The sequence below is a fragment of the Oerskovia sp. 140933 genome (genome assembly GCF_059651515.1).
In genome coordinates, this window is record NZ_JAMXIO010000008.1 from 1 (window position 1) to 12,060 (window position 12,060).

Sequence of the window (12,060 nt, forward strand, 5' to 3'; positions counted from 1 at the left end):
ACGCCCGGGGGCCCCGCGCGCCGCCGCCCTGGGGCGAGCGGGCGCGGGGCCCTCGGTCGTCAGCGTGAGGTCCTTGGCGGACGGCTCAGTGCAGCAGGTCGTGCAGCGGGATGATCGCGTCGCGCGACGGACCGACCCCGATCGCGGAGACCCGAGCCCCCGAGAGCTCCTCGAGCGAGCGCACGTAGGCCTGCGCGTTGGCCGGCAGGTCCTCGAACGTCCGGCAGCCGGAGATGTCCTCGGTCCAGCCGTCGAACTCGGTGTAGATCGGCTTGGCGTGGTGGAACGCCGTCTGGTCCGTGGGCATCTCGTCGTAGCGGACGCCGTCCACGTCGTACGCGACGCACACCGGGATCTTGGGGATGCCCGTGAGGATGTCGAGCTTGGTCACGACCAGGTCCGTGATGCCGTTGATGCGGCTCGAGTAGCGGGCGATCACCGAGTCGTACCAGCCGCAGCGACGCGCGCGACCCGTGGTCACACCGAACTCGCCACCGGTCTTGAGCAGGTACTCGCCCATCTCGTCGAAGAGCTCGGTGGGGAACGGACCCTCGCCCACCCGGGTCGTGTAGGCCTTGATGACGCCGATCACCGACGAGATCTTCGTGGGGCCGACGCCCGAGCCCGTCACCGCGCCGCCCGCGGTCGCGTTCGACGACGTCACGAACGGGTAGGTGCCGTGGTCGACGTCGAGCATCGTGGCCTGGCCGCCCTCGAACAGGACGTTCTTGCCCGCGTCGAGCGCCTGGTTGAGGATCAGCGACGTGTCCGCGACCATCGGCTTGACCCGGTCGGCGTAGGCGAGGAGCTCCTCGACCGTCTCGTCGACCGTGATCGCGCGACGGTTGTAGACCTTGACCAGCAGGTGGTTCTTCTGGTCGAGCGAGCCCTCGATCTTCTCCGCGAGGATCTTCTCGTCGAAGAGGTCCCACATGCGGATGCCGACGCGGTTGATCTTGTCGGCGTACGCCGGCCCGATCCCGCGGCCCGTCGTGCCGATGCGACGCTTGCCGAGGAAGCGCTCGCTGACCTTGTCCATCGTGCGGTGGTAGCCCGCGATGACGTGGGCGCTGCCGGAGACCAGCAGGCGCGAGACGTCGACGCCGCGCGAGATCAGGTCGTCGAGCTCCTGGAAGAGCACCTCGATGTCGACGACGACACCGTTCGCGATGACGGGGGTGACCCCCGGCGACAGGATGCCGGAGGGCAGCAGGTGCAGGGCGTACTTCTCGTCGCCGATGACGACCGTGTGCCCGGCGTTGTTGCCGCCGTTGAACTTGACCACGTAGTCGACCCGCGACCCGAGGAGGTCGGTCGCCTTGCCCTTGCCTTCGTCGCCCCACTGGGCACCGATGAGCACCACGCCTGGCATGGATTCCCCACTTTCAGACTGCCTGTTCCTCGGACCGGGTCACGGACCGGCACCGACCGGCACGTACGCCAGGACTGTCCGGTCGACGGACGACCGCCGCGCACCATCGACCGGGGGTCGACGCACGGCGCGTGCCGCCAACGGGTCCTGCGCAGGGCCCGAGGCGCGTCCGGGCGGCAGTCACCCGGAAGCCTGGACGAGTTTACCTGTCATTGACCTCGGCGGGCCCCTCGGCCCACCCCGCGCCCTCCCGCCGCCCGACGGCGCAGCGTGCGTGACGTCGTCGGGCGGCGGTCGGGAGGGCCCGGGCAGGCCGCGCGGGGCGGGCGGACGGGCGTCAGCCCGCGAGCGCCGCGACCTCGTCGACCGACGTGCCCGAGTCCACCAGGAACTGGGCGCAGCGCTCGGCCTCGCCGTCCTCGCCGATGAGCGACGCCGCGCGGGACAGCGCGAGCAGGGCCCGCAGGAAGCCCTGGTTGGGCTCGTGGTCGGCCGGGATCGGGCCCTGCCCACGCCACCCGGCACGACGCAGCGCGTCGAGGCCGCGGTGGTAGCCGGTGCGGGCGAACGCGTAGGCCGTGACGACGGAGCGCTCATCGCCGTCGCGCAGCGCGGCCTCGGCGAGGAGCGCCCAGGGCAGCGACGAGGCAGGGAACGTGCGGGCGAGCTCGACCGGGTCGTCCCCCCGGGCGGTCGCCGCGGCGACGTCGGGGTCGGCCGGGAGACGGACCGGGTCGGGTCCGCCGAGGAGGTTGCGGTGCGTGGGTGCGTGAGACATCCAGCGATTCTCGCAGGCCTCTGACGAGCGCATGTGCAAGCGAGGGCCGCGCAGCCTAGAGTCATGGTCATGATCGAGATCTCCACGTCCCCCGCGACGACCACGCTCGTCATCGCCGGGGACCTCGATCTCGCGGAACGCGACCAGTTCCCGGAGATCGCAGCCCGCGTCGTCGGCCTGCGCCGTCAGCTCCTCGTGATCGACATGTGCCGCGTGACCTTCATGGACTCGACGGGCGCCGCCTTCCTCATCTCGCTCGCCGACTCCGGTCGCAAGCGCGGCGGGGCGACGGTGCTGCGCGGCTGCGACGACCGTGACCTGTTCGTCCTGGAGGTCTGCGGCGCGCTCGACCTGTTCCGCATCGACGCCGACCACCGGTGCGACCCGCCCGTGAGCGCCTCGGCCTGACCCGACGCACCGCGCGGCGCCCTCCGCCGCGGTCCGGGCCTCCCTCCTGGGCGATCCCGGACGTCCCCTGCCCGGACGGTGCCTCAGCCCTCGGCCGACGCCGCCCGACGCTCCGCCACGGGGCGCAGCCGGGCCCACACGAGCTTGCCCGACCCGGCCGGGCGCCAGCCCCAGTCCGCGAGGCGCTCGACGATCTGCATCCCGAACCCGCCCATGCGGTGGGCGTGGCCGTCCGTCGACACGGGAGGTGCGGGGTTGGAGTCCTCGACCTCGACCCGCAGGCCGTCTCCCGTGTCGAACAGGCGCAGCGCCAGGTGCCCCCACCCGTGCAGGACACCGTTCGCGACGAGCTCGGACACGACCAGTTCCGCGTTGGCGCTGTCGCCGAGGTCCCACGCCTGGCACGTGCGCAGGACCGCGTGGCGCGCGCGACCGATCGACGCGGGCTCGCTCGGCAGGAGCCAACGCCGGCTGCGCGGGCTCAGCGCCGACGTCACGGGGTCCGTCACGGGGTCCGGCACGCGCACCACGACGAGCGCGACGTCGTCCTCGGGGGCGTCCGCGAGCCGTGAGAGGAGCTCTTCGCCGATCCCCGCCGAGTCGATCGCGGTGATGGCCCGGGTGGCCTCGACCAGGGCGTCGAGCCCGACGCGCAGCGCGCGGTCGCGGCGCTCGATCAGCCCGTCGGTGTAGAAGAGCAGCACGTCGCCCGGCGCGAGCTCGGCCCGGCCCGTCGCGCGCTCGCCGACGCCGAACCCGACGAGCGACCCGCCTGCCTCGTTGAGCTGCGTGACCTCGCCGTCGCGGAGCAGGAGCGGCGGCAGGTGCCCCGCGCGCGAGTACTCGATCGTCCACCGCTCCGCGGACCGCTCCCCCGGACCGTCGGCGGCGCCGGGGCCCTCGTCGGGACCGGCGTCGTCGGCGACGTCCTCCGGCGAGGGCTGCTCGCCGTGCCGCACGAGGGACGCGTAGACGAGGCTCGCCGACCGGGGGATGCGCATCCCGACCACGAGCTGGTCGACCCGCTCCAGGACGGGGCCGGGCGTCGTCAGCTCGTACGCGTACGAACGCACGACCGACCGGAGCTGCCCCATGGCCGCCGCGGCCTCGACGTCGTGGCCCACGACGTCACCGATCACGAGCCCGACGACGTCGGGCGTGATCTGCAGGACGTCGTACCAGTCGCCGCCCACCTGGGCGTGCTCGGAGTTGGGGGCGTAGTACGTCCAGACGTCGAGCCCGGTCACGTCGGCCTGCTCGGGCAGCATCGCGCGCTGCAACGTCTCCGCGAGCCGGTGCTCGCGGGCGTAGAGACGCACGTTGTCGATCGCGAGTCCGGCGCGTCGTGCGAGGGTCCGCAGCACCGCCTCGGAGCTCTCCGGGTCCGACACCGCCCCGGCCGACACCGGCAGGCCGCTCGTCGCGAGCAGGCCCAGGACACGCCGACGGCCTGCGATCGCATGGAGCACGACCTCTCGCGGCGCGCCCGCGAGCGTCGAGGTCCGCTGCCGGACGTCACGGCTGAGCCAGCCCGAGGCGGACCACTGCGGGTACTCGGCCGACAGGTCGAGCCGGACGGGGCCCTCGATCCGACCGTCGAGCAGGTCCTGCACGGTGTCCCGCAGGTCGATCACGGTCCCCGGGACCAGGAGGGCCGGTCCCGTCGCGTCGCCGAGCGCGTCGGTCTGGCCCATGGCGCCCTCCACGACGCCCGCGCCGTCCGCGATGTACCGGCCGTGACGCTGCCCGCGCCCGCTCGGGGGGGTCGTGGTGTCGATGCCCTCCGCGAAGCGCAGCCCGTCGTCGTTCATGTAGAAGCCGGCCCACTCCACGAGCGCCCCCTCGAGGACGTCGCAGATCTCCCGCAGCGCGAGGGGGTAGTCCAGGTCGTTGAGCAGGTCCGACGTCTCGGTGATGATCGCGAGACCGGCCCGCTTGCGCCGTTCGAGCTCGAGCGACGCGAGCTGCGACGCGGAGCGGTCCACGTGCTCGGTGATGTCGACCATGGACCCGGCCCAGTGCCCGACCTCTCCCCCGACCTCGTCGACGGGCGACAGCGTGAGCTGGACCCACAGCAGGCTCCCGTCCTGACGCTCGCTCCGGACCGTCCTGCGGACCTCGCGGCCCTCGAGGACCCCGGCACGGAACAGGTCGGCCTCGGCCCGGTCCGCGAGGAGGTCCGACAGGAACTGCGGGCGGTGCCCCACGACCTCGTCGGTCGAGAAGCCGGTGAGCCTGCTGAACGCCTCGTTGACCCACAGGACGGGCATCCCCACGGACGCCGGACCCAGCAGGAACGCCGCGATGCCCGTGCGCTGCACCGCGAGCGAGAGGAGCTCCACGCCGCCGTCCGGTAGCGGCGCGCCACCGGTACGCGGACCATGGCCCCAGGAGCCCAGACCGAGGCTCGACGAGCTGACCATTTCCACCTCCGAACGACACTGCCGTGAGCGCGTTACTGTCCCGAGTGGACATTCAACCGTAGATTGGTGATCTCCGAGACCTGTGCGGGTCCGGTCCACGCTGGGAGGAGCAACGTGCGCGACGGTAACACCACGGCTGGTAGCGAGCCCGAAGACCCCGAGATCGGCGAGAGCGGCGTCGTGACGGACCAGGCCGATCCGGCGAGCGTCCACGTCATCGTCGGTGCCACCCGGGCACGGATCGTCCTGTCAGGTGAGATCGATGCCGACCTCGGCGCCGACCTCCTCGACGCGACGGCCGACGCCGAGGCCACGGGCCTGCCCGTCGAGATCGACGCCCACCACGTGACCTTCATGGACTCCTCGGGCGTGGCGTTCCTCGCCCGGCTCGCGACCCGCGGCCCGCACCGCGTCCGCGTGCTGCGTGCACCGCCGACCGTGCGGTTCCTGCTCGAGGTCACGCGCATCGGGGACATGCTCGACATCGTCGACGAGGACCCCGGCTTCGACCTGCCCGACGGCGTCACGCACCTCAACGGCGGCCGTCGCGTCCCGCGCACCGACCGCTGAGGACGACCGCCCGGCGGGCGCTCCGCCGTCGGGCCCGCCGTGGGCGCACCTGCCGTCGCGGCACGCGTCGCAGCCCCGGACGCAGCGGGCCCCGGTCCGACTCGGACCGGGGCCTGCTGGCACTCCAGGTGGTGGGACACGCCCACCGGGATCACCGCCCGGGTGGGCGGCTCACCAGGTTCAGCGGATCTTCTGGCCCGCGGAACGCAGCTGCTGCGACGCCTCGACGATGCGCTGAGCCATGCCGGCCTCGGCGAGCTTGCCCCAGGCGCGCGGGTCGTAGGCCTTCTTGTTGCCCACTTCGCCGTCGATCTTCAGGACGCCGTCGTAGTTGCGGAACATGTGGTCGACGACCGGACGCGTGAACGCGTACTGCGTGTCCGTGTCGATGTTCATCTTGATGACGCCGTTGTCCACGGCCTCGGTGATCTCCTCGAGCGTCGAGCCCGAGCCGCCGTGGAAGACCAGGTCGAACGGGTTCTCCTTGCCGATGGCGTCGCCCACGGCCTTCTGGATGTCCGCGAGGATCGACGGACGCAGCTTGACCGCACCCGGCTTGTAGACGCCGTGCACGTTGCCGAACGTGAGGGCCGTCAGGTAGCGGCCCTTCTCGCCCGCACCGAGGGCCTTGACCGTCGCGAGACCGTCCTCGACCGTCGTGTAGAGCTTGTCGTTGATCTCGGCCGTGTGGCCGTCCTCCTCGCCACCGACGACGCCGACCTCGATCTCGAGGATGGTGCGCGCGGCGACCGAGAGCTCGAGGAGCTCCTCGGCGATGATCAGGTTCTCGTCGAGCGGCACGGACGAGCCGTCCCACATGTGCGACTGGAAGGTGGGCAGGCCACCGTTCTTGACCTGCTCGGCCTCGATCGCGAGCAGCGGACGGACCCAGGAGTCCAGGTTCTGCTTGGCGCAGTGGTCCGTGTGCAGGGCGATCGTCACGTCGTACTTCTTCGCGACCTCGGTCGCGTACGCCGCGAGAGCGAGCGAACCGGTCACGCGGTCCTTGATCGTCGAGCCCGACGCGTACTCGGCGCCACCGACGGAGACCTGGATGATGCCGTCGGACTCGGCCTCGGCGAAGCCCTGAATGGCGGCGGTCACGGTCTGCGACGACGTGATGTTGACGGCGGGGTAGGCGAACTTGCCTGCCTTCGCGCGGTCGATCATCTCGGCGTAGACCTCGGGGGTTGCGATAGCCATCTGCAGAACTCCAATGACGGAAGGAGGTGGGTGCCGACGACACTGCCGCGCGCCCTGTTATCCCCATGATTTTGTCATGGATCCCTACCGGCGGTGTGGTCCGTCCCTCAGGTGGACGGACGCCACCACGGGTTGGGACGTCGCGGGGACCCCGGCGCGGCTAGCGCGGGACCAGGTGCTGCACGGCCCAGGAGTGCATCGCGATCGCGGCCGCGGCCCCCGCGTTGATCGACCGCGTCGACCCGTGCTGGGTGATGTGCAGGACGTCGCGGCTCGCCGCGCGCGCCTCGGCGGACAGACCGGTGCTCTCCTGCCCGAACAGCAGGACGCACTCGGGCGGGAACGCGTAGCCCTCGATCGGGATCGAGCCCGGGACGTTGTCGATCCCGATGACCGGGACGCCCGCGCCGTCGTGCTCGCCCGCGGCCCACGCCAGCAGGTCCTCGACCTGCGGGTGGTGGCTCACGTGCTGGTAGCGGTCCGTGACCATGGCGCCGCGACGGTTCCAGCGGCGTCGCCCCACGATGTGCACCCCGGCGGCGTTGAACGCGTTCGCCGTGCGCACGACCGAGCCGATGTTGAGGTCGTGCCCCCAGTTCTCGATCGCGACGTGCAGGCGCCGGTCCCGCGGCCTGCGCGCGTCCATGTCCGCGACGATCGCCTCCACGGTCCAGTACCGGTACGCGTCCACGACGTTGCGGCGGTCGCCGTGCTCCAGGAGGTCGACGTCGTAGCGCGGGTCGGTCGGCCAGGCAGCCCGGCCGCCGGGCCAGGGGCCGACGCCCACCTCGACCTCGTCCTCGCCGCGGGGCGGGGCGGCCGGGGCCGTTCCCGGTGCGTCGGACGGCGTGCGGTGCGCGGAAGGTTCGGTCACCGTCCCATTCTCCCTGGCCTTCGCCGACACCCGGGCGGCCGCCCCGGCCGGTCGATCCCCCCACGATGTTCACCGTCGCGCTACGCGGCCTCGGGCCCTCGCGCCGGTCCGCCCACTACGCTGGGTGCGTGCTCACCGACCTGTTCGTGACCTCAGCGCTGCCTGACGTCGCCACCACGCTCTCCGCCGTCGACGGCGGCCACGTGGTCGCCCTCGGGCCCGACTGGCTCGACGCACGGAACATGATCAGCGGCTTCATCGAGCGCTTCGGCGTCTACGCGGTGTTCGGCATCGTGGCCGTGGTCTTCATCGAGACCGGTCTGCTGTTCCCGTTCCTGCCGGGCGACTCCCTGCTCTTCACCGCAGGCCTCCTGGTCGCGCAGGACGAGCTGAACCTGTCGATCTGGCTCGTGTGCGGCATGATCTTCGCCGCCGCGTTCCTGGGGGACCAGCTCGCCTACCTGATCGGCAACAAGATCGGCCCGCGGCTGTTCAAGCCCGACGCGCGCGTCCTGAAGACCAAGTACATCGACCAGGCCCACGAGTACTTCGAGCGCTTCGGCGGCCGGACCGTCATCCTCGCGCGTTTCGTGCCCTTCCTGCGCACCTTCGCACCCGTCGCCGCCGGCATGAGCGGCATGCGCTACCGCACGTTCGTGGTCTACAACCTGGTCGGCGCGTTCGTCTGGGGGGTCGGCGTGACCCTCCTCGGCTACTGGCTCGGCAACGTCCAGTTCGTCAACGACCACATCGAGACCATCCTCGTGCTCATCGTCGCGATCTCCGTGATCCCCGTGGTGATCGAGGTGCTGCGAGCGCGCCGGGAGTCCCGGCGGGTCACGGTCGAGGGGACGGGAGCCCTCGCAGGGGCCGCGGACGTCTCCGAGGTGACGACCGCCGCGACGCAGACCCGGCCGACCTCGCCGCAGGACCAGCCCCGGACCGGGACCGCCGACGACCAGACCACGACCCCGGCGACGGGACCCGAGACGTCGACGGACGCCGTCGAGCACACCCCAGGAGAGGACCACCGATGACCCGCGTGATCGAGAGCTGGCTCACCGACATGGACGGCGTGCTCGTCCACGAGGGCCACGCCATCCCCGGCGCCCCGGAGTTCATCCGGGCCCTGCGGGACAAGGAGCGCCCGTTCCTCATCCTCACCAACAACTCGATCTTCACCGCACGCGACCTGCGGGCCCGGCTCGCGACGTCGGGCATCGAGGTGCCCGAGGAGTCGATCTGGACGTCCGCGCTGGCCACCGCGCAGTTCCTGAGCGACCAGGTCCCCGGTGGGAGCGCCTACGCGATCGGCGAGGCCGGCCTCACGACGGCCCTCTACGAGGCCGGCTACACCCTCACCGAGTCCGACCCGGACTACGTGGTGCTGGGCGAGACCCGCACGTACTCGTTCGAGGCCATCACCAAGGCCGTGCGCCTGATCCTGGGCGGCTCGCGCTTCATCTGCACCAACCCGGACACGACCGGCCCCTCCCAGCAGGGGCCGCTGCCCGCGACGGGCGCGGTCGCCGCCATGATCACCGCCGCGACGGGGCGCGAGCCCTACTTCGTGGGCAAGCCGAACCCCATGATGTTCCGGTCCGCGCTCAACCGCATCGACGCGCACTCGGAGACGACCGCGATGATCGGCGACCGCATGGACACCGACGTCGTGGCGGGCATCGAGGCCGGGCTCTACACCTATCTCGTCATGACCGGCTCGACCAAGCTCCACGAGGTCGACACCTACCCCTTCCGTCCGAGCAAGGTCGTCGACTCGATCGCGGACCTGGTCGACCGCATCTGACGGTCGACCGCATCTGACGGTCGGGCGCGGGCTGACGAGCCGCCGGGCACCGCACCGCCCCGGCCCCCCGACCAGCTCGGGGTACCGGGGCGATGGTCCGGGTGCCGCGGATCAGGCCTTGACGGCCAGGACCGGGCAGGTCGCCCGCAGCAGGATCTGTTGCGGGGTCGAGCCGAGCACGAGCTTGCCCACGGGTGTCCGGCGGCGCAGGCCGACGACGACGAGCACGGCGTCGACCTCCTCCGCGACCTCCAGGACGACGTCGGCGGGCAGGGCACCCGACCGCAGGTGGCGCACCTCGTGGTCGACGTGCGCCTCGTCGAGGATCTCGATCACGCGCGCCAGCTCGGCCTCGTCGGCCCACCGCGGGTCGACGAGCCGGTCCGCCCGCGTGGCGTTGACGATCACCACGCGCGCGCCGAGCAGCGCGGCGGCGCGACCTGCCGTGCGCGCGCTGGCGGTCCCGAGCTCCCCCGGGGCGTAGGCGAGGACGACGGTCATCAGTTCACCTCCTGCGACTGGGACTCTTCACGGATCTCCTCGCCGAGCCTGGACAGCTCGGCGTTGGCACGCTTCTCCCGGTGCTTGAGCCACAGCCCCAGGCCGACGATCACCAGGATCGAGACGTAGGCGGTCGCGGCGAACGGGCTCGTCACCAGGTAGGAGAGGTCGCCCTGGCTGATGGTCAGCGACCGCCTCAAGCGGTCCTCGGCCATGGGGCCGAGGATCATCCCGACCACCATGGGCGCCACGGGGTAGCCGTAGCGCCGCATGAAGAAGCCGACGACACCGATCACGAGCAGGATGAGCACGTCGATCGGCGAGAAGCTCAGCGCGTAGGACCCGAGCGCACCGAACAGCAGGATCCCGGCGTACAGGTAGTGCCGGGGGATCTGCAGGACCTTGACCCACATGCCGACGAGCGGCAGGTTCAGCACGATCAGCATCAGGTTGCCGATGTACAGGCTCGCGACGAGCGCCCACACGAGCGACGTCTGCGTCTGGAAGAGCATGGGCCCGGGCTGGATGCCGTACGACTGGAACGCCACGATGATGATGGCCGCGGTCGCGGTCGTGGGCAGCCCCAGCGTGAGGAGCGGGACCAGGACACCGGACGCGGCGGCGTTGTTCGCCGCCTCCGGGCCGGCCACGCCCTCGATGGCTCCCTTGCCGAACTCGTCCTTGTGCCGGCGCGCGAGCTTGCGCTCGGTCGCGTACGACAGGAAGGTCGCCACGTCGGCGCCCCCCGCCGGGATGGTCCCGATGGGGAAGCCGATCACGGTCCCGCGCAGCCAGGGCTTCCAGGAGCGGCGCCAGTCCTCGGGCTTCATCCAGCTCCGCCACCCCTTCTCGACCGGGATGACGTGCACGGGTCCGTGCCGCATGCGCGAGGCCACGTACAGCGCCTCGCCCACCGCGAAGAGGCCCACCGCGACGATCACGACGTCGAGGCCGTCCGCGAGGTTGGAGACGCCGAACGTGAAGCGCTGCTGCCCCGTCAGGGTGTCGGTCCCCATGAGGCCCAGGAACAGACCGAGCGAGAGCGCGACCATCCCGCGCGGGACGGACCTGCCGAGCAGCGCACCCACCGTGATGAAGGCGACGACCATGAGAGCGAAGTAGTCCGGCTCGCCGAGCTGGACCGCCCACCTCGCCATGACGGGTGCCACGAGCGTCAGGAGGACGGTCGCGATGGTCCCCGCGACGAACGAGCCGATCGCGGCCGTGGCGAGCGCCGCGGCCCCGCGCCCGAGCCTGGCCATCTTGTGGCCCTCGAGCGCGGTGACGATCGAGGCGGACTCGCCGGGGGTGTTGAGCAGGATCGAGGTCGTCGACCCGCCGTACATCCCGCCGTAGTAGATGCCCGCGAACACGATGATCGCGGCGGTCGCGTCGAGCGAGTACGTCAGGGGCAGGAGCAGCGCGATGGTCATGGCCGGGCCGATGCCGGGCAGGACTCCCACGGCCGTCCCGATGAACACACCGAACAACGCGTAGAGCAGGTATGCGGGCTGGACGACTGTCGCGAAGCCGTCCATCAGCGCCGAGAGGTTATCCACGGAACAAGCTCACCCCTTCGAGGAACGGGCCGGGAGGGAGCGACAGGCCGAGCATGCCGCCGAAGAGGATCTGGACGACGAGCCCCAGGACGGCGCCGAGCACGATCGCCCGCCACCAGGGACGAGCGCCGAGCACGATCGCCGACCCGCCGAACAGCACGGTCGCGGCGACCGGCCACCCGGCGATGTTGATCGTGTAGACGTGCACCACGAAGATGCAGCCCAGGAGCGCGACCGTGCGCCAGTCGGTCGAGGCGTCCGGGTCCACGTCCTCGCCGTCGTCCTCCTCGCCGAACCTCCCGCGGAGGAGACCGACCAGGACCAGGACCCCCGAGGCGAGCAGCAGCCCTCCCACGAGGTAGGGGAAGGCGCGAGGGCCCATGACGGTCGTCGAGCCCGGGACGTGGATGGTCCCGGCGTCGATCATGACGAACACGCCCAGAACGATCGTCACCGCGACGACGACGTACTCGCCGATGCGCCGCCGGGGGGCCGCCGGGGTGTGCGCCCCGGCGGCCCTCGACGGTCCGGCCCCGCCGGTGAGCGGGACCTCGTCGGTCACCAC

The 12,060-nt window shown here is 71.6% G+C and carries 12 protein-coding genes; 4 read left to right on the forward strand and 8 right to left on the reverse strand.

The window, feature by feature from the left end; genetic code table 11:
• Positions 1-85 precede the first annotated feature (85 nt).
• A complete protein-coding gene (locus NHG27_RS06205; protein WP_193720906.1) occupies positions 86-1,372 on the reverse strand; it encodes an adenylosuccinate synthase in 1,287 nt (428 codons plus the stop codon).
• Positions 1,373-1,709: 337 nt separating this feature from the next.
• On the reverse strand, positions 1,710-2,150 hold the full coding sequence (locus NHG27_RS06210) for a DUF3151 domain-containing protein (RefSeq protein WP_193720905.1): 441 nt from the start codon (positions 2,148-2,150) through the stop codon (positions 1,710-1,712).
• A gap of 69 nt (positions 2,151-2,219) precedes the next feature.
• Between NHG27_RS06210 and NHG27_RS06215 the strand changes: the two genes are divergently transcribed.
• A complete protein-coding gene (locus tag NHG27_RS06215) occupies positions 2,220-2,558 on the forward strand; it encodes an STAS domain-containing protein (protein ID WP_191792012.1) in 339 nt (112 codons plus the stop codon).
• A gap of 83 nt (positions 2,559-2,641) precedes the next feature.
• Here NHG27_RS06215 and NHG27_RS06220 read toward each other — a convergent pair whose 3' ends face one another.
• Complete coding sequence (locus NHG27_RS06220; protein ID WP_497015228.1) at positions 2,642-4,900, reverse strand: SpoIIE family protein phosphatase; 2,259 nt, start codon at positions 4,898-4,900, stop codon at positions 2,642-2,644.
• A 243-nt stretch (positions 4,901-5,143) separates the two neighbouring features.
• Here NHG27_RS06220 and NHG27_RS06225 point away from each other — a divergent pair, with 243 nt between their 5' ends.
• Positions 5,144-5,551, forward strand: a complete 408-nt coding sequence (locus NHG27_RS06225; RefSeq protein ID WP_193720938.1) for an STAS domain-containing protein — start codon at positions 5,144-5,146, stop codon at positions 5,549-5,551.
• A gap of 180 nt (positions 5,552-5,731) precedes the next feature.
• Here NHG27_RS06225 and fbaA read toward each other — a convergent pair whose 3' ends face one another.
• Together fbaA and NHG27_RS06235 are read right to left on the reverse strand one after the other, a co-directional pair.
• Positions 5,732-6,754: a class II fructose-bisphosphate aldolase gene (gene fbaA / locus NHG27_RS06230; protein WP_030151060.1), complete on the reverse strand. Its 1,023-nt coding sequence runs from the start codon at positions 6,752-6,754 to the stop codon at positions 5,732-5,734.
• Positions 6,755-6,914: 160 nt separating this feature from the next.
• A complete protein-coding gene (locus NHG27_RS06235; protein ID WP_497015230.1) occupies positions 6,915-7,628 on the reverse strand; it encodes a TrmH family RNA methyltransferase in 714 nt (237 codons plus the stop codon).
• A gap of 128 nt (positions 7,629-7,756) precedes the next feature.
• On the opposite strand from NHG27_RS06235, the gene NHG27_RS06240 reads away from it, so the two are divergent.
• Together NHG27_RS06240 and NHG27_RS06245 are read left to right on the forward strand one after the other, a co-directional pair.
• A complete protein-coding gene (locus NHG27_RS06240) occupies positions 7,757-8,665 on the forward strand; it encodes a DedA family protein (RefSeq protein ID WP_321575476.1) in 909 nt (302 codons plus the stop codon).
• Positions 8,662-9,435 carry an HAD-IIA family hydrolase gene (locus NHG27_RS06245; RefSeq protein WP_193720901.1) on the forward strand — a complete coding sequence of 258 codons (774 nt, stop codon included), beginning with the start codon at positions 8,662-8,664 and terminating at the stop codon, positions 9,433-9,435. Before NHG27_RS06240 ends, NHG27_RS06245 begins: the two co-directional genes overlap by 4 nt.
• A gap of 111 nt (positions 9,436-9,546) precedes the next feature.
• Here NHG27_RS06245 and NHG27_RS06250 read toward each other — a convergent pair whose 3' ends face one another.
• From NHG27_RS06250 to NHG27_RS06260, 3 genes are read right to left on the reverse strand one after another with little or no spacing between them, the layout of a single operon-like run.
• The gene (locus NHG27_RS06250) at positions 9,547-9,936 is read right to left on the reverse strand and encodes a universal stress protein (RefSeq protein ID WP_193720900.1); all 390 of its coding nucleotides are present in this window, start codon (positions 9,934-9,936) and stop codon (positions 9,547-9,549) included.
• Positions 9,936-11,495 (reverse strand): tripartite tricarboxylate transporter permease, encoded by a 1,560-nt coding sequence (locus tag NHG27_RS06255; RefSeq protein ID WP_193720899.1) that lies wholly within the window; start codon positions 11,493-11,495, stop codon positions 9,936-9,938. The genes NHG27_RS06250 and NHG27_RS06255 overlap by 1 nt, the downstream gene beginning before the upstream one ends.
• Positions 11,488-12,057, reverse strand: coding sequence for a tripartite tricarboxylate transporter TctB family protein (locus NHG27_RS06260; protein ID WP_497015233.1), 570 nt, complete (start codon positions 12,055-12,057; stop codon positions 11,488-11,490). Before NHG27_RS06260 ends, NHG27_RS06255 begins: the two co-directional genes overlap by 8 nt.
• Positions 12,058-12,060 lie beyond the last annotated feature (3 nt).

Bases quoted from the DNA above. Each gene is read 5' to 3' on its own strand.
- NHG27_RS06205 (WP_193720906.1), bottom strand. From the start codon at position 1,372: ATGCCAGGCGTGGTGCTCATCGGTGCCCAGTGGGGCGACGAAGGCAAG.
- NHG27_RS06210 (WP_193720905.1), bottom strand. From the start codon at position 2,150: ATGTCTCACGCACCCACGCACCGCAACCTCCTCGGCGGACCCGACCCG.
- NHG27_RS06215 (WP_191792012.1), top strand. From the start codon at position 2,220: ATGATCGAGATCTCCACGTCCCCCGCGACGACCACGCTCGTCATCGCC.
- fbaA (WP_030151060.1), bottom strand. From the start codon at position 6,754: ATGGCTATCGCAACCCCCGAGGTCTACGCCGAGATGATCGACCGCGCG.
- NHG27_RS06245 (WP_193720901.1), top strand. From the start codon at position 8,662: ATGACCCGCGTGATCGAGAGCTGGCTCACCGACATGGACGGCGTGCTC.
- NHG27_RS06250 (WP_193720900.1), bottom strand. From the start codon at position 9,936: ATGACCGTCGTCCTCGCCTACGCCCCGGGGGAGCTCGGGACCGCCAGC.